At 70.4% G+C, this 16,074-nt stretch carries 15 protein-coding genes; 6 read left to right on the plus strand and 9 right to left on the minus strand.

The genetic code is table 11. From position 1 onward, the window contains the following. Positions 1–6 precede the first annotated feature (6 nt). Complete coding sequence (locus tag PV679_RS07965) at positions 7–1,221, plus strand: acyl-CoA dehydrogenase family protein (RefSeq protein ID WP_319679355.1); 1,215 nt, start codon at positions 7–9, stop codon at positions 1,219–1,221. A gap of 11 nt (positions 1,222–1,232) precedes the next feature. Here the strand turns inward: PV679_RS07965 and PV679_RS07970 are convergent, their stop codons facing one another. Genes PV679_RS07970 through PV679_RS07980 form a run of 3 tightly spaced genes read right to left on the minus strand, consistent with a single transcriptional unit; the run spans position 1,233 to position 4,301 of the window. Beyond that, a complete protein-coding gene (locus PV679_RS07970) occupies positions 1,233–1,826 on the minus strand; it encodes a TetR/AcrR family transcriptional regulator (RefSeq protein ID WP_319679356.1) in 594 nt (197 codons plus the stop codon). 58 nt (positions 1,827–1,884) lie between these two features. After that, positions 1,885–3,540, minus strand: coding sequence for a class I adenylate-forming enzyme family protein (locus PV679_RS07975; RefSeq protein WP_319679357.1), 1,656 nt, complete (start codon positions 3,538–3,540; stop codon positions 1,885–1,887). Continuing rightward, positions 3,537–4,301 carry an SDR family oxidoreductase gene (locus tag PV679_RS07980; RefSeq protein ID WP_319679358.1) on the minus strand — a complete coding sequence of 255 codons (765 nt, stop codon included), beginning with the start codon at positions 4,299–4,301 and terminating at the stop codon, positions 3,537–3,539. Before PV679_RS07980 ends, PV679_RS07975 begins: the two co-directional genes overlap by 4 nt. Before the next feature lie 198 nt (positions 4,302–4,499). On the opposite strand from PV679_RS07980, the gene PV679_RS07985 reads away from it, so the two are divergent. Further along, complete coding sequence (locus PV679_RS07985; protein ID WP_319679359.1) at positions 4,500–5,753, plus strand: DUF1343 domain-containing protein; 1,254 nt, start codon at positions 4,500–4,502, stop codon at positions 5,751–5,753. Positions 5,754–5,804: 51 nt separating this feature from the next. Here the strand turns inward: PV679_RS07985 and PV679_RS07990 are convergent, their stop codons facing one another. Further along, positions 5,805–8,645: a penicillin acylase family protein gene (locus PV679_RS07990; RefSeq protein ID WP_319679360.1), complete on the minus strand. Its 2,841-nt coding sequence runs from the start codon at positions 8,643–8,645 to the stop codon at positions 5,805–5,807. 243 nt (positions 8,646–8,888) lie between these two features. Here PV679_RS07990 and PV679_RS07995 point away from each other — a divergent pair, with 243 nt between their 5' ends. Beyond that, positions 8,889–9,500 (plus strand): hypothetical protein, encoded by a 612-nt coding sequence (locus tag PV679_RS07995; RefSeq protein ID WP_319679361.1) that lies wholly within the window; start codon positions 8,889–8,891, stop codon positions 9,498–9,500. Positions 9,501–9,653: 153 nt separating this feature from the next. Here the strand turns inward: PV679_RS07995 and soxR are convergent, their stop codons facing one another. Beyond that, on the minus strand, positions 9,654–10,133 hold the full coding sequence (gene soxR, locus PV679_RS08000; RefSeq protein WP_319679362.1) for a redox-sensitive transcriptional activator SoxR: 480 nt from the start codon (positions 10,131–10,133) through the stop codon (positions 9,654–9,656). A gap of 196 nt (positions 10,134–10,329) precedes the next feature. Here soxR and PV679_RS08005 point away from each other — a divergent pair, with 196 nt between their 5' ends. Then, entirely contained in the window at positions 10,330–10,794 is a 465-nt protein-coding gene (locus tag PV679_RS08005) for a MaoC family dehydratase (RefSeq protein WP_319679363.1), read from the plus strand. A gap of 62 nt (positions 10,795–10,856) precedes the next feature. Here the strand turns inward: PV679_RS08005 and PV679_RS08010 are convergent, their stop codons facing one another. From PV679_RS08010 to PV679_RS08025, 4 genes are all read right to left on the minus strand, one after another. Continuing rightward, the gene (locus PV679_RS08010) at positions 10,857–11,504 is read right to left on the minus strand and encodes a TetR/AcrR family transcriptional regulator (protein ID WP_319679364.1); all 648 of its coding nucleotides are present in this window, start codon (positions 11,502–11,504) and stop codon (positions 10,857–10,859) included. Positions 11,505–11,598: 94 nt separating this feature from the next. Next, a complete protein-coding gene (locus tag PV679_RS08015) occupies positions 11,599–11,886 on the minus strand; it encodes a YiaA/YiaB family inner membrane protein (protein WP_319679365.1) in 288 nt (95 codons plus the stop codon). A gap of 197 nt (positions 11,887–12,083) precedes the next feature. After that, the gene (locus PV679_RS08020) at positions 12,084–13,442 is read right to left on the minus strand and encodes an MFS transporter (protein ID WP_319679366.1); all 1,359 of its coding nucleotides are present in this window, start codon (positions 13,440–13,442) and stop codon (positions 12,084–12,086) included. Then, complete coding sequence (locus tag PV679_RS08025; protein ID WP_319679367.1) at positions 13,442–13,651, minus strand: hypothetical protein; 210 nt, start codon at positions 13,649–13,651, stop codon at positions 13,442–13,444. The genes PV679_RS08020 and PV679_RS08025 overlap by 1 nt, the downstream gene beginning before the upstream one ends. Positions 13,652–13,835: 184 nt before the next feature. On the opposite strand from PV679_RS08025, the gene hmgA reads away from it, so the two are divergent. Then, complete coding sequence (gene hmgA, locus PV679_RS08030) at positions 13,836–15,164, plus strand: homogentisate 1,2-dioxygenase (protein ID WP_319679368.1); 1,329 nt, start codon at positions 13,836–13,838, stop codon at positions 15,162–15,164. A 33-nt stretch (positions 15,165–15,197) separates the two neighbouring features. Continuing rightward, positions 15,198–15,992 carry a GntR family transcriptional regulator gene (locus PV679_RS08035; RefSeq protein WP_319679369.1) on the plus strand — a complete coding sequence of 265 codons (795 nt, stop codon included), beginning with the start codon at positions 15,198–15,200 and terminating at the stop codon, positions 15,990–15,992. The last annotated feature ends 82 nt before the right edge of the window (positions 15,993–16,074 follow it).

The following is a 16,074-nucleotide window of genomic DNA, read 5'->3' on the forward strand; positions in this document are numbered from 1 at the left end:
CATCCCATGGACTTCGCATTCGACGCCCGCACCGAAGAGCTGCGGACGCGGCTGCTCGCCTTCATGGACGAGCGTGTCCATCCGGCCGAGGCCGTCGCCGAGGAACAGCGCGCCCGGCTCGCCGACCCGTGGGACACCCCGGAGATCGTGGCGGAGCTCAAGGCCGAGGCGCGCGAGCGGGGGCTGTGGAATCTCTTCCTTCCGGACTCGCGGTACGGCGCCGGGCTCAGCAATCTCCAGTACGCGCCGCTCGCCGAGATCACCGGCCGCTCGCCGCAGCTCGCGCCCACCGCGCTGAACTGCGCGGCGCCCGACACCGGGAACATGGAAGTGCTCGCCCAGTTCGGCACCGAGGAACAGCGCAAGCGGTGGCTTGAGCCGCTGCTGTCGGGTGAGATCCGGTCGGCGTTCGCGATGACCGAACCCGAGGTGGCCTCGTCGGACGCGACGAACATCCGGACGCGGATCCGGCGCGACGGCGACGACTACGTCATCGACGGCCGCAAGTGGTACATCTCCGGAGCGATGAATCCGGCGTGCGAGATCTTCATCGTGATGGGCAAGACCGACCCGGACGGTGCGGACCTCCGGCGCCAGCAGTCGATGATCCTGGTCCCGCGCGACACTCCGGGCCTCGAAGTCCGGCGCGCCATGCGGGTGTACGGCTACGAGGACCATCACCACGGCGGTCATGCCGAGGTCGTGTTCGACCAGGTCAGAGTGCCCGCCACACATCTGATCGGCGAGGAGGGCGGCGGCTTCGCGATCGCCCAGGCCCGGCTCGGTCCCGGCCGTATCCACCACTGCATGCGGCTGATCGGCATGGCGGAGCGGGCGATCGAGCTGATGTGCCGGCGGGCCGTCTCCCGTACGGCGTTCGGCCGTCCGCTCGCGGAACAGGGCGTCGTACGGAACTGGATCGCGGACGCCCGGGTGACGGTCGAGCAGCTTCGGCTCCTCGTCCTGAAGACGGCCTGGCTGATGGACACGGCCGGCAACCGCGGCGCGCACACGGAGATCCAGGCCATCAAGATCGCCACTCCGCGCGCCGTCGTCGACATCCTCGACCGGGCCGTCCAGCTCCATGGCGCGGGCGGGGTCAGCCAGGACTTCCCGCTGGCCGAGCTGTGGGCCGCGGCCAGGACACTGCGGCTGGCGGACGGTCCCGACGAGGTGCATCAGCGCTCGCTGGCCCGGCGGGAGCTGAAGAAGTACCTCTGACCGGACAGCCCTCAGGGACGCAGCGCTCGCAGCAGCAGATCCGCGAGCTGGTCCGCCACCTGCTGCGGACTGAGCGGGCCGTCCGGGCGGTACCACGTGGAGAGATGGTGGACCGAGCCGAAGTGGTAGTCCACCACCAGGTCGGCCGGAGTGGCGGTGGAGAAGACGCCGCTCCGCTGGCCCTCCTCGATCAGCGCGCGGAACCGCTCGTGGTAGCGGCGGCGTTCGGCCCGTACCTGCTTGTTCTTCTCGGGGCTGAGATGGTGCATCGAGCGGAAGAAGATCGAGGCGTCGTCGAGGTTGTCGATCGTCGTGACGACGACATCGGCGGCGGCGTCCCGCAGCCGTCGCGCCACCGGTTCGTCCGCGTCCGCGAAGGCGTCGAGGCGCTCCTGCTGAAGGCGCAGGACGCGGGCGTAGACCTCCTGGAGGAGATCCTCCTTGGAGCCGAAGTAGTGGTACAGCGCGCCTTTGGTGACGCCTGCCGCCTCCACGATCTCCTGGACGGAGGTGCGGTCATAGCCGCGCTCCGCGAAGAGCCTGGTGGCGGCGGCCAGCAGCCGCTGTGGGACGGGAACGCCGCTCCCGTCCGTCGTTCTGGCCATGTGCCGTCACCCGTCTTTCGCTCCGTACCGCCCGCGCGCGTCGCCGTGCGCGCGTCCTTCATGGCTGGGAACGCAGTTCCCGCCTGAGGATCTTCCCACTGGTGGTCTTGGGCAGCTCGGGCAGGATCTCGACCTCGCGCGGATACTTGTACGCGGCCAGGCGGTCCTTGCAGTAGGCGCCCAGTTCGCCGGTGCCCACGACGGCGCCCGGACGCAGACTGACATACGCCTTCACGCTCTCGCCGCGGTAGGCGTCGGGGACGCCGACCACCGCCGCCTCGCGCACCGCTGGATGTGTGTAGAGCACGTCCTCCACCTCGCGCGGCCACACCTTGAAGCCCGAGGCGTTGATCATGTCCTTCTTGCGGTCGACGACATAGAGCCAGCCGTCCGGGTCCATGAAGCCGATGTCGCCGGTGCGCAGTTCGCCGCCGGGAAAGGTCTCGGCGGTGGCCCGGGGCTGCCGCCAGTAGCCGGAGACCACCTGCGGGCCGCGTACCGCGATCTCGCCCTGCTCACCGAAGGGCAGGTCCTCGCCCCGCTCGTCGATGATCCGTACGACCGTGTCGGCTCCCGGCACGCCGACGGAGAGGGTGCCGGAGGCCGGGTCGACCGGTGCCTCCTTCTCCGGCGGCACGGCGGCGCAGGGCGCGGTGCACTCGGTGAGGCCGTAGCCGTTGCGGATGTACGGGCCGAGGGCCGCGCGGAACCTCTCGACCAGCGCGGGCGGCAGCGGCGCGCCGCCCGAGGAGAGGATCCGGAACGAACTGAAGTGTTCGCGAGTGACATCCGGGTGGGCGGCGAGCGCCATGAAGGCGGTGGAGGGACCGACGGTGTACGCGGGACGGTGCTCGGCGAAGGCATCGAGCACCACGCCGGCCTCGAAGCGGTGGGCGAGTGCGAGAGTGCCCGCGTTGGCGACGCACGCGGCCAGTTCGCAGACCAGGCCGGTGATGTGGAAGAGCGGCGCGAGCGCGAAGTAGCAGGCTCCTTCCTCCAGCGGGTGACCGGCGCGCTGCCGCTCGGCGTTGACCATGATGTTGCCGTGGGAGTTCATGGCGCCCTTGGGCTTGCCGCTCGTACCGGACGTGTAGCTGATCAGCGCCACATCGGAGGGCGCCGGGTCCGCCTCGGCGGGCGCGGGCAGGCTCCGGCGGGCGACGGCCAGCAGATCGTCGGTGTCCGGTGGCACCGGAAGGCGCTCGAAGCCGAGGACGCGCTTGTCGTCGCGGGTCTGGAAGTCCAGCTCACAGGCCGTGAGGACGATCCGTACGGAGGAGGCGTCGGCCGTCTCGCGCAGATACGCCTCCCAGGCGCGGTCCGCGCAGATCAGCGCCGTCACCTCGGCGTCGGCCAGCACATGAGCGACCTCGGCGGACTTGTACATCGGGTTGACCGGTACGACGGTCGCGCCCGCCTTCCAGGCGCCGAGGAGTGCGAGGACGAAGTGCGGGCTGTTCTGGAGCATGATCGCGACCCGGTCGCCACGCCTCAGTCCGCGGCCGGCGAGATGACCGGCGACGGAGTCGGACAGTTCGTCGGCCTCGCGGTAGCCGATCCGGGCGTCGAAGTAGGCGAGCGCGGGATGCTCGGGAGCCCTGGCCACGGCGGCGCGGAACGCGTGCACCACGGAGGCCGGCGGGTCGACAGGGGCCCGCTGGGCCTCGCTGAGCTGGGCGAGCCAGGGTTTGGCCGCGTAGATCGAGCCGGTCATTCCGCGATCCCTTCCCACTTCTGCTGCATGCGGTTCATCGTGGCCAGCCAGCGGTCGGGGTCGGCGGCGCGTGCCTGGTGGAAGCCCGCCACCTCGGGATGCGGCAGGACCAGGAAGCGATCCTCCACCATGGCGGCGAAGAGCGCGTCGGCGACCGCCTCCGGTTCGATGGCCGTGGGGCTGAGGACCAGCTCACCGGCGCTGCCCGAGGCGGTGAGCATGTCCGTACGCACACCCTGCGGACAGATCGCGTGGACCTTGAGTCCGCGATGGCGGTAGGTCAGCGAGAGCCACTCCGCGTAGGCCAGCGCGCCGTGTTTGGTGACGCTGTACGGAGCGGCGCCGATCATGGTGAGCAGACCGGCGGCGGAGACGGTGGAGACGAACCGGCCGCTGCCTCGCTCCAGCCAGTCCGGCAGCAGCGCCCGGACGGCCCGGACATGCGCCATGACATTGACGTCCCAGGCGGCCGACCAGACGTCCTCGCCGGCCAGTGCGTCGCCGGGTGAGCCGAGGCCGGCGTTGGCGCAGTAGATGTCGACGGTGCCGCCGAGCGCCTCGCGGGCGGCGCCGACGATGACGGAGGCGTCGCCGGGGAGAGCGATGGCGCCGATCTCCGCCGCGACCGCCTCGGCCTTGTCCGCGTCGAGGTCATTGACCACCACTCGGGCGCCTCGGGCCGCGAATCCGCGGGCGAGTGCGGCGCCGATGCCGCCGCCGGCCCCTGTGACCACGACCCGCGCGCCGTCCACCGTACTCATCGGGACCTGCCTTTCCGGACTGCCGGTTCTGGCCGACCGTACTGTCGGCGACCACAGACTGACCAGTCGGTATGTTATGAGTGAAGGGAGTGGGAAAGGAAGGAGCGTGCGGCGAACCGCCGGTGGCTCTCGTCCAGTGGACCGTTCCGCACTAACGTGCGTGGGCATGACAGGCCGCGCGATCATGGAGGTAGCCGAATGAGTCTGACCAGACGGGGTTTGCTGGCCGCCGGCGGCGCGGTGGGAGCCGTGGCCGCGAGCGCCGCCCGCGCGACGGCGCGTCCGGACCACGGTCGGCCCGGCGGGAGCGTCCGCACGGGCTTCGACCGGCTGGCCGCCGACGGCTACCGGCCGCTGTCCGGCCAGCGCGTGGGCATCGTCACCAACCCGACCGGGATCACCCAGGACGCGCGGCACATCGTCGATGTGATGCACGGCGACGACCGGGTCGACCTGACCGCCGTCTTCGGTCCCGAGCACGGCTTCCGGGGCACGGCCCAGGCCGGCGGCTCGGAAGGACGCCATGACGACCCGGCCACCGGGCTGCCGGTCTACGACACCTATCTCAAGAGCGGACAGCCGCTCGCGGACATCTTCACCGCGTCCGGCGTCGACACCGTCGTCTTCGACATCCAGGACGCGGGCGCCCGCTTCTACACATACATCTGGACGCTGTACGACTGCATGGAGGCGGCGGCCCTCGCGGGCAAGCGCTTCGTCGTACTGGACCGGCCCAATCCGGTCACCGGCCGAGACGCCCTCGGGCCGGTCCTGCACCCGGACTTCGCGACCTTCGTGGGACGCCGGCCGGTCTCCCAGGCCCACGGCATGACGGTCACCGAGCTGGCGCTGCTCTTCAACGGCGAATTCCTGGCGAAGCCGGTGGAGCTGGAGACGGTGCGGATGTCGGGATGGCGCCGCTCGGAGTTCTTCGACGCCACAGGGCTGCCGTGGGTGCCGCCGAGTCCCAACATGCCGACGCCCGACACGGCGCTCGTGTACTCGGGCACCTGTCTCTTCGAAGGGACGAATCTGTCGGAGGGACGCGGCACGACCAGGCCCTTCGAGCTGCTGGGAGCGGAGGGCATCGACCGGCGGTGGGCCGAGGCGGCCAACGCGCTGGAGCTGCCGGGAGTCCGCTTCCGCGAGGCGTACTTCGCGCCGTCGTTCTCCAAGTTCGAGGGCATCACGGTCGGTGGAGTGCAACTGCACGTCCACGACCGGGAGTCGTTCGATCCGGTACGCACCGGAATCGCGCTGCTGGTGACGGCGAAGCGGACCTGGAGCGGATTCGCCTGGCGCTCCGACAACTGGATCGACAAGCTGACCGGCTCGGCGCGGGTCCGCACGATGATCGACGCGGGCGCCGGAACGGACGAGGTCGCCGGGGCCTGGGAGGACGAACTCGCCGCGTTCCGTGCCGTACGGCGCTCCTATCTGCGCTATCGCTGAGCCCGTGGGCCGGGCCGCCCGGGAAGGCGGTCCGGCCCGTGGATCACACCGTCAGCGGTGCGAGGGAAACTCCACGACCTGCTGATAGGTCGGCCTGTTCTGCCAGTTGACGGTGGCGTGGGTGATGCCGCCCAGCGCCCGGTGGACGATCGCGTCCGTGCACCACTGGTCGCCGGCCGCGCAGCTCTCGTCCCCGGGATAGACCTCGGTCGCCGGAGCCGCCACGGCCGCCTTCAGGCTGGTGAGCAGCGCCTCCCGGCAGGCGCTGAGGCCGCCGTCTCCGCAGTAGGTGTCCGCCGTCGGCGCCCGCACGGGCTCACCGAGGACCTGCCGGAGGTCCTTGTCGACATAACTCCACCAGCCGTACTGGAAGGCCGAGCCGCCGTGCGCTCCGGTCGCGCCATGACTGGCCGCCGGTGATTCGTCGATCGCGAGCGAGGCGGTGAGGGCCTGGTAGAGGCCGTCGCCGAGCCCAGGACGGAATTCGGCCTCGACCAGCCTCGGCCACCAGGCGTCCATGATCCGTACGGCGTCCGAGTGGCCATAGGTGTGCGAGCCCTTCGCGGTCTCCTCGCGCCGGGACCCGGCGGCCCGCCAGGATTCGAGCCGGCCCACCGCGTTGTTCAGCCGTGGATCCGTGACCGGCGCGGAGCGCAGCACCTTCAGCAGTTCCGGCAGGACCTGCTCACCGCGCAGATCGGTCAGCGCCGCGTCGGCCATGACCCGGGTCAGGGAGGCGCGGGTGACACCGCCTTGCTCGACCAGCTTCTTGACGCGGCCGTCGAGCAGATCGGCGCGGTGCACCGCGCCGAAGCCGAACCCGGCCGTGGCGTAGCCCTTCGCCTGCCGGTTGTTCCAGGAGACGTAGTAGTCCTGCCCGACGGAGCGCGGATGCTCGGCGAACGGCGTGTACGCGGCGGTGTTGTGCGCCGGGTCGTAACCCTGCCATTCGTATGCCTGCTCCGCCTTGACGGGCAGCGCGGGATCGACGCCCGCCGCGCGTACCGGATTCATGCCGCTGTTGAAGTAGGCGATGGTGCGGGAGTCCGCGTAGAACCAGTTGAAGGCGTAGTCGATGTTCGCCGCCGCTCGCTGGAAGGAGGCGGCGTCCTTGGTGTACGAGGGGTCGTTGAGCATCTGGAAGCCGATGATCGAATCGGCTTCGTGCCGGTAGGTGGTACGCAGCGAGGTGTACGCGACGGGCTTGCCGCCGACCGTCGCGCGGTGCGTGACCATGCCGTACGCGGTGCGCCAGACCTGGAGCCGGTAGGAGCCCGCGGCGGTGGAGTCGGCGACGCTCGGCTTCCAGGAGTTGGCGCGTTCCATCTTCTCCATGGCGGTGCAGACGGAGCGGTGGAGATAGTGCGTGGACGCCTTGGTGGCCGGTGAGCCGTCGGGCTCGCACAGCTCGACGGCGTAGGTGTCCGTGATGTCCTGGCCGGCCGAGGTGGCGCTCCAGGCGTAGTCCTGGCCCCGGCCCATCTGGACATACATGCCGACTCCGGCGAAGGCGACGCCGCGTGCGCTGATGCCGGGTCCCTGGAGCTCCTGGATCATCAGAAGCTGTGGCGCGAAATAGCCGGTCTGAGGGCCGAAGACGGCGACGGGATCGCCGCTCGCGGTGTGTTCGCCGGAGACGAGCAGCGCGTTGGACATACCGCGCCGCGGGTTGAGCGAACCCGGCGGGACGACGCCGTCGTCGAAGATTCCCTGGAGCGTTGTGAGCGGGGCCGGTGCGCGCACCGGGGCCTTGGCGTGGTCACGGGCCGAGCCGGTCCTGTCGTACACGAGCGGCTCGGCCTGGACCGAGCCCGGATCGGGCAGGGCCGTGCCGCGGGGCTCCGCGGGCTTCCCGGCGTACGGGAAGGCGGTGCCGTCGTGGACGGTGAGCACGGCCTCGGGGTCCTCGCGCTGCCGGAAGGACTCCCAGACCTCGGTGCCCTGGGCGACGCCGTACTTCCGCTGCGCGGCGAGGAGCGAGAGCGCGGCCTGCACCTCGCCGCCGCCTCCGCCGCCGAACTGGCCGCCGACGACGGACGCGATGGAGATCAGGTCAGTGATCCTGAACGGCTGGATCTCGCCGATGTTGGTGATGGAGTCGATCTTGCCGGTGAGGACGTACTCGCCAGGGAAGTAGCGGCCGTTCTTGGACTTCTGGCGGTAGGCGTTGATGCCGTCGACATACGCCTGGGCGTCGGCCATGGCCAGTTCGCCGCGTTCGCCCTCGGTGGTCCTGATCCGTTCGACCTGGGCCTCCAGATCGGCCTCCGTGTATGGCGCCGAGGGCCAGAACTGCTGCTCCAGGCCCTGGTTGGCGAGTGCGCCGCCGGCGAAGGAGGTCAGCTCGCCGCGGCCTATGTGGCGGAAGAGGTCCATCATCCAGAGCCGGTCCTGGCCCGCCGCGTAGCCGGCGCCGAATTCGGTGCCGTAGCGGGTGGTGCCCTTGATGTGCGGGACACCGGTCTGCTTGTCGCGGGTGATCGTGACGTCCTCGCGCGGTGTGGTGACGGATTCGACCTGGTTGCCCGGGACGCCGAAGGAGGAGTCGTTGAAGAAGTCGGTGAGCTTCTCGTCGGTGAGCCCGCCGCGGCCCGCCACCAGCGCGTCATAACGGCCGAGTTGGTCGGAGGAGTGGGCCGGATGAGTGCCGAAGAGACGGTTGCCGAGGATGTCGGCGAGGGTGGCGTTGCCGTTCTGGCCCGGCGGCAGGATGTCGTCGCACTGGCCCAGGCAGTGGTCGGTGACCGGATCGGCGGCGGAGTCGGCGGCCGGCGCCGGTGCGTCGCGTGCGGGATCGGCCGCGGCCCGCGGCAGTGGAATCAGCAGGGCCGCGCCCAACGCGAACACCGCCGCGGCGGTGGCGCTGGTGAGTCTTCCGGTGCGTCGTCGCATGGATGCTCCTCGGGGAGGCCGGTGCGCCGGAGGTTACCGACGGTATGACCCCTCAGTAAGGTGAACATGAGTCACCTTTTCCGAGTCACCACACGGAGTTTCCTGTGAATCGCGCTCGAATCTCGCTCGATATCAACCGAAATGACCGATTCGTAACGGCCATTTGTTTTTTGATGGAGCCGAATGGGGCAGGCGTACGTCCATTCCACAACGCCGAAGTACCAGCGACGGAGGTGGCATACGGTGGCCGGATTCCGGAGTCTTGCGAGACAGGTGCGCGATCCACGATGTGATCTGGCCTTGCGACGGTATTCACTGCGCAAGTGCCTGGAGCGGTTTGCCCCTTATGGGCACCGGGCGACCTGGGATCATCTGTGCGCGAGGCACAGCATGGAGCCCGAGGACAGGGCGCCCGATCCGGCACGGCTGACGGCCGCGCTGGACGAACTGGAGGAGGCGCGGGCCGTATGGCTCGCGTACGAGGTGGAGTTCGCGGAGCGGCGCAAGCGCGAGAAGCACGACGGGCTGCGACGGCCGGGAAGCTTTGACGACTGGCACCGGCGGACCTGGGGCGGCAACGGCGTCGCCCGGTGCGACGATCCCGCGGTCCATCCGTCGGAGTCGCTCGCCGAGGTGCTGCGCCGGCTGATCTCCGGGCTGGAGACGGGACCCGGCGCGGCCTGCCCGGTATGCGCGGCGCGCGGGATCGTCTGGCGGCCCGATCTGTCCAACGAGCCGTGGTCCGGGCCGGTCTGCATGGGCTGTGGCATCGTCGTGCCACAGCCCGTTCTCACGTCCGAGGCCCTGGACCGGGCCAAGCGGAAACGACTGAAGGAACTGGCGTCGGTGGCATAGGACCCGCGGGGGCGGACTCCGGCGACGGTGCGCCCCCGCGGTGTCGGTGACCCCGCCGACTCCCGTCCGCACGCCCGAGCCCTTCGGAACGGAACACGGGACGGCGTCCCGCCGGACGGCGACGGCCACGCGCCGCGGGACCGCCCGCCGGTCTCAGCAGGCCCCGGGCTTCCTGGCGCGGCGTTCCGGGAGAAGGCTCGATCCGGCCATACGGTCACCGAAGACGTCGCCCGGGTTGGACAGGACACAGGTTTCGAGCGAGAGGCAACCGCAGCCGATGCAGTCCGTCAGATGGTCGCGGAGGCGGGCCAGCCGGTTGATGCGCGCGTCCAGCTCCGAGCGCCAGGCTTCGGAGAGCCGGGCCCAGTCGTCGCGGTTCGGAGTGCGCTCCTCCGGGAGTTCGGCCAGCGCGTCCCTGATCGTCGCGAGCGGGATACCCACCCGCTGGGCGGCGCGGACGAAGGCCACGCGCCGCAGCGCGTCCCGGCAGTAGCGGCGCTGATTGCCACTTGTTCTGCGGCTTCTGATCAGCCCTTTGGACTCGTAGAAGTGCAGGGCCGACACCGCGGCGCCGCTGCGCGCCGAAAGCTGGCCGACGGTGAGTTCTTGGATCTTCTCAGGAATCTGCGGCACCTCTCAGAGCCTACTGTCCACTCCCGTTGAGCGTGTCGGCGTCCGCGTCGACGGCCGTATTGACATTCGCGTTGACGCCGTGTTGGCGCCGTGTTGACGTCCGCGTTGACAGAGGAACGCGTGCCCCAGCATCCTGAGCAAGCGCTTAGACATACGCTCGCACGCTTGACGGGCCTGAGAGGCAGGGAACAGGGACATGGCTGAGCCGAGGATCTTCACCTCCGCCGAGGAGCTGCGCGCCGGAGTCGGCGAGCAGCTCGGTCACAGCGACTGGCTGGACATCGACCAGAAGCGGATCGACCTCTTCGCCGACGCCACCGGCGACCACCAGTGGATCCATGTGGATCCCGAACGCGCCGCGTCCGGCCCGTTCGGCACGACGATCGCGCACGGCTATCTCACGCTGTCGCTGCTGCCGGTGCTCGTACCGCAGGTCCTGCGGGTGGAGAACGCGAAGATGGGCATCAACTACGGCGCCAACAAGGTCCGTTTCCCCGCTCCCGTGCCCGTCGGCTCCCGGCTGCGCGCCTCGGTCGTCCTGAAGGAGGTCACGGATGCGGGCGAGGGCGGCGTACAGATCACGGCGCTGGTCACGGTCGAACGCGAGGGCGGCGGCAAACCGGTCTGCGTGGCCGAGTCCGTGACTCGCTATTACTTCTGAGCCGTTGCTCCTGAGCCGTTGCTCCTGAGCCGTTGCTCCTGAGCCGCTTACTTCTGAGCCGGTTACTTCTGAGCCGCGCCGGGCCGCCGCTGGGCGGAGACCATGCGCAGGACGAGATCGGCGTAGAGCGCGCCGACCTCGTCCGGCGTCCGGCGCCCGGCCGCGTTGAACCAGCGCGCCACATCGATACAGAGCGACAGCACCGCGAGCGTGGTGCCCGGCACATCGGGTACGTCGAACTCGCCGTCCCGGACACCGTCGCCGAGGATGCGCCGCACCACCGCGTCGGTGCGCCGCCGCAGCTCCACGATCTCCGCCCGGTGCTCGTCGCCGAGCGCGTCCAGTTCGTACTGGACGACCCGCGCCGTGGTGTGCCGCTCCGCGTGCCAGCGGACGAAGGAGCGTACGGCGTCGGCGAGCCGCTCCGTCGCCGTGCCCTCTCCGTCCGCCGCGGCGGACAGCAGTTTCAGAGCCCTGTCGTGGCCGATGCTGCTGATGCGGTGGAGCAGCTCTTCCTTGGTCTTGTAGTGGATGTAGAGCGCCGCCGGGCTCATCCCCGCGCGCCCGGCGATGTCACGGGTGGTGGTGGCGTGGTAGCCGCGCTCGGCGAACGCCTCCACGGCGGCGACGAGCAGCCTTCTGGCCGCCTCCGGGGTGACCTCACCCCACGGCGTGTTGTCGCCGTCCGCCGTCTGCTCCGCCGTACGCATCGCTCGCCCCTTCCACTCGGCAGGACACCATACCTCGAAGCTGAGCAAGCGCTTAGGGCGTGTCCGGTCCCTGGAGCGGCACAAGAGATCCTGGTCAGAGCTTCTGGAAGGGATCGTGCTCGGCGAGGATCTTCTCCAGCCGGGCCTGGTCGACACGGCTGACGATCTGCCCGGCCTCCTGCCGGTCCCTGACCACCTTGGCCAGTGTGAACGCCGAGGTCGTCAGATAGAGGACCGCGATGCCGAGGAAGCCCCGCACCCACGCGTTGGCGTCGAGACGGAGGATTCCGACGGTCACGGCGCCCAGCGCGAGCGCGAAAGAGGCGACGGCCTGGCCGTAGAAGGCCGCCGTGTTCTGCTGCTTGACGGGAGTATCAGTCATACAAGCAGCTTCGGCCGCCGTGACCCGGGCCACATCCGCATCCGTACTCAGTCGGTACTCAGAAGACCGGGACCGGTGCCAATGGCCCGCCGGGAAGATCCTGCGGCCTACGGCGGATGTGGTGGACGCGATCCGGCCAGGCGTCGTAGGGCGTGTTTCGAAAGTGGCGCCGGTCGCGGGACGGTTCGGCGGCCGGTTCAGGAGCGGTCGCGGGCCGGAGCGGACCGGCGGGATCCCGGGACATCGCCGGGTTCCGTCTCCGTCGCTGTCTCCGTCGCTGTCTCCTCCGCTGCCTCCTTCTCTGTCTCTTTCTCTGTCTCTTTCTCTGTCTCCGGCGCAGCGGCGGCCGGCCGCCGGAGACCGAGGCCGGCCGCCGCCGTCAGCAGAGCGCCGAGCATCACGAACGGAGCTCCGGTGCCGGCGACCCCGGCGACCAGACCGGCGGAGGCGGGCGCGGCGACCTGACCGAGCCGGTTGCCGGTGAGCCGCAGGGCCAGAGCGGTGGAGCGGGCCTCGTCGGGAGCGGCCCGTACGACGGTCGTCATCGACAGCGGCTGGCCGACGCCCAGACAGAAGCCGAGCGCCGTGAGCATCACGGCGAGTGCCCATACCGGTACGGGCAGGGCGATGCCCGCGCAGAGGAGTCCGCCGAGCAGACAGGTCACGGTGAGCAGGACGGTACGGCCGAGCCACCGGATCATCGGGGTCATCACCAGTCGGCAGGCGATGGTGGCGGCGGCGCGCAGGCTGAGCAGCAGACCGATCGTGGTGGGCGCGATGCCGCGCTGTTCCCCGAGCACCGGCAGATAGGCGGTGAGGATGTCGGTGGTGGAGAGCACGGCCAGACTGATGAAGATGCCGACGGGCACGCCTCTGGTCCGCAGGATGCTCCGGACGGGGACCTTCGCCGGCCGTCCGCCCGCCGGAGCGGAGACGGTACGCCGCTCGATACGCCAGAGCGAGGTGCAGGAGACCGCCGCCGCGACGGCGGAGACGAGCAGGGCGAGCGCGCTCGTACGGGCCATCTCGCCGTCCTGGCCGGAGACCAGCAGACCGGCCGCGACCGGTCCGGCGAGCTGGCCGAGGGAGGCGCCGATGGTGAAGTGGCCGAAGTCGCGGTCCTGTTCGGCCGGTGCGCTGCGGCGGGCGACGATCGACTGGGCGCCGATGACGAAGCAGAGATGGCCGAGGCCCATCACCGCGCTCCAGACGGCCAGTGCGGGCAGCGAGCCCGCCGTACCGCTGAGCGCGCATCCGCCGGAGATCAGGACCACTCCGGCCACCAGCAGCGGGACGCAGCGGCCGTGGTCGGTCCTGCGGCCGAGCGGTACGGCGGCGAACAGCGGCAGCAGCGCGTACACGGCGGTGATCACGCCGATCGCCCGCTCGTCCGCGCCCATGGAGAGCGCCCGGTAGGAGACGGCCGGCCTCGCCATCGACACCGCGCCCTGCGCGAAACAGAAGGCGATGACCAGACGGAGCAGCCAGCCTCTCCCGCCGGGCCTCCGGTCCGCCGGGTCCGCCAGGTCCGCTGAGTCCGCTCGGTCCGCCGCCATCAGATCGTGCCGGAGAGGATTCCGGCCGCGACCTCGGCCATGCCCACCACGACAGAAACAGCGGGGACGAACGGACTCGGTACGCGCGGCGGCCGCCTGACGAGCACGGGCAGGACTCCGAGGTAGAAACGGTCGTGGGACAGGCCGTACATGAGCGGCGGGCGCAGCGCTCCGGTCACCAGACCCAGGCGCGTGGCCCGTCCCGCCATGTGCTCGACCATACCGGTGCCGCTACCGCCACCGACGGCCGGATGCCGGGACCGGCGGCCTCGTCGGGCCCGGCGTTCGTACGGTCGTGTGGCACGGACTCCACCGTGCCGCGCGGCGCCGTTGACGCGTCGCGCCAGCAATCCTACGGTTGTCCATAGGATTTCTTGAACAGGGGAGCGGACGATGAGCGGCATCGAGCAGGCGCGGAAGACGGCGGAGGACCTGGACCACTCCCCCGGATTCGGCAATGAGCACAGCTCCGAGGCCGTGCCGGGCGCGCTCCCGCACGGCCGCAACGCACCGCAGCGCGCTCCGCTGGGTCTCTACGCGGAGCAGCTCAGCGGCAGCGCCTTCACCGAGCCCCGCTCGCACAACCGGCGGTCCTGGCTGTACCGCATCCGCCCGTCGGCCGCGCACCCGCCGTACGTCAGGATCGACAACGGCGCGGTGCGGGGCGGGCCGTTCGCCGAGACCGTCCCCGATCCCAACCGGCTGCGCTGGGATCCGCTGCCGGAGCCCGCGCCGGGCACCGACTTCCTGGCCGGCCTCTGGACGCTCGGCGGAAACGGCGACACGGCCCTGCGTGCGGGCATGGCGGTGCACCTCTACCACGCCAACGCCGCCATGACCGACCGGGTGTTCAGCGACGCCGACGGAGAGCTGCTGATCGTCCCCGAGCGCGGCGGCCTGCTGATCCGTACCGAACTGGGCCTGCTCGCCGCCCGTCCCGGCCAGGTGGCGCTGATCCCGCGCGGTGTGCGCTTCCGCGTCGAGCTGCTGGACGAGACCGCGCGCGGCTATGTCTGTGAGAACTACGGCCGGCCGTTCGTCCTCCCGGACCTCGGTCCGATCGGCGCCAACGGCCTCGCCAACGCCCGTGACTTCCTCGCGCCCACCGCCGCGTACGAGGACATCGAGGGGCCGGTGGAGGTCATCAACAAGTTCTGCGGGAATCTCTGGGCCGCCGTCTACGACCACTCGCCGCTCGATGTGGTCGCCTGGCACGGCAATCATGTGCCGTACGTCTATGACCTGCGCCGCTTCAATGTCATCGGGTCCATCAGCTACGACCATCCCGATCCGTCGATCTTCACCGTGCTGACCTCGCCCTCCGACACTCCGGGCCTGGCCGGTGTCGACTTCGTCGTCTTCGCGCCGCGCTGGCTGGTCGGCGAGGACACCTTCCGGCCGCCGTACTTCCACCGCAATGTGATGAGCGAGTACATGGGCCTGATCGAGGGCGCGTACGACGCGAAGACGGCCGGCGAGGGCGGCTTCGTACCCGGCGGCGGCTCGCTGCACAACATGATGTCGGCGCACGGGCCGGATCAGGAGACCTTCGAGCGGGCGAGCGCGGCCGAGCTGAGGCCGCAGAAGATCGACGCCGGTCTCGCCTTCATGTTCGAGACGCGCTGGCCGGTGACCGTGACCGCACAGGCGGCGGGAGCGGGACACCTCCAGCAGGGCTACGACAACGTGTGGCAGGGTCTGGAGCGCCACTTCAGGCGCTGACGCAGAGCTGTATGTGACGTTTTCGGAGTTGCCGTGACCGCCTTCGCCCCCGATTCGCTGGTCCTGAACCGCAAGCTGCCGCTCTGGTATCAGGTCTCGCAGTCGCTGCGCGCCTCGATACTGGGCCGCAGTCCACGCGATCCGCTGCGGCTGCCCACCGAGGAGCAGCTCGCCGCGCACTACGGCGTCAGTGTGCTGACGATGCGTCAGGCGCTCAAGGAGCTGGAGGAAGAGGGCCTGATCAGCCGGCACCGGCGGCGCGGCACCTTCATCGAACCGGGCGCGCGGCGCGGTGCCCCGCGCCGGCTGCTCGGCTCGATCGACGCGATCGTGGCGCAGCAGTCCGGCGAGCGGACGACGGTCCTCGGCCATGGCCCGGTCCCGGTCCCTGGCGAGCTGGCGGAGTACTTCCCGGGCCTGGACGAGGTGGTCGCCTACCGGCGGGTGCGCTGCGACGGCGCGAGCGGTGAGCCCGTCAACTGGGCGGAGAACGCCGTCCATCCCGAGGTCGCGGCGGGGCTCGACATCACCGATCTGGAGCGCTGGCCGATGACGAAGGTACTGCGGGACGCGGTGGGAGTGCGGATCAGCCGGATCACGGACACGGTCGAGGCCCGGCTCGCGGACCCGGCCACGGCGGAGCTGCTGCGGGTGCCGCTGCTGAGCCCGATCCTGCACTACACCGGCGTGACGTACGACGAGCGGGGCCGGGTCGTCGATGTGGCCCGGATCCACTACCGCGGTGACCGCTTCTCCTTCTCCGTCACCGTCGAGACGGATCTCACCGGCACGGAGCCGGACCGGACCGGCGGAGCGCCGGCGCACTGACCCCGGCGCGCTGACCCGATTCCGGGGCGCCGGTTACGATGCCGCCGACGGCGTACGGGGACAAAGACGACGGAAGGACTGT

The sequence above is a fragment of the Streptomyces sp. AK02-01A genome (genome assembly GCF_033795305.1).
In the GTDB taxonomy this organism is placed as follows: Bacteria; Actinomycetota; Actinomycetes; order Streptomycetales; family Streptomycetaceae; genus Streptomyces.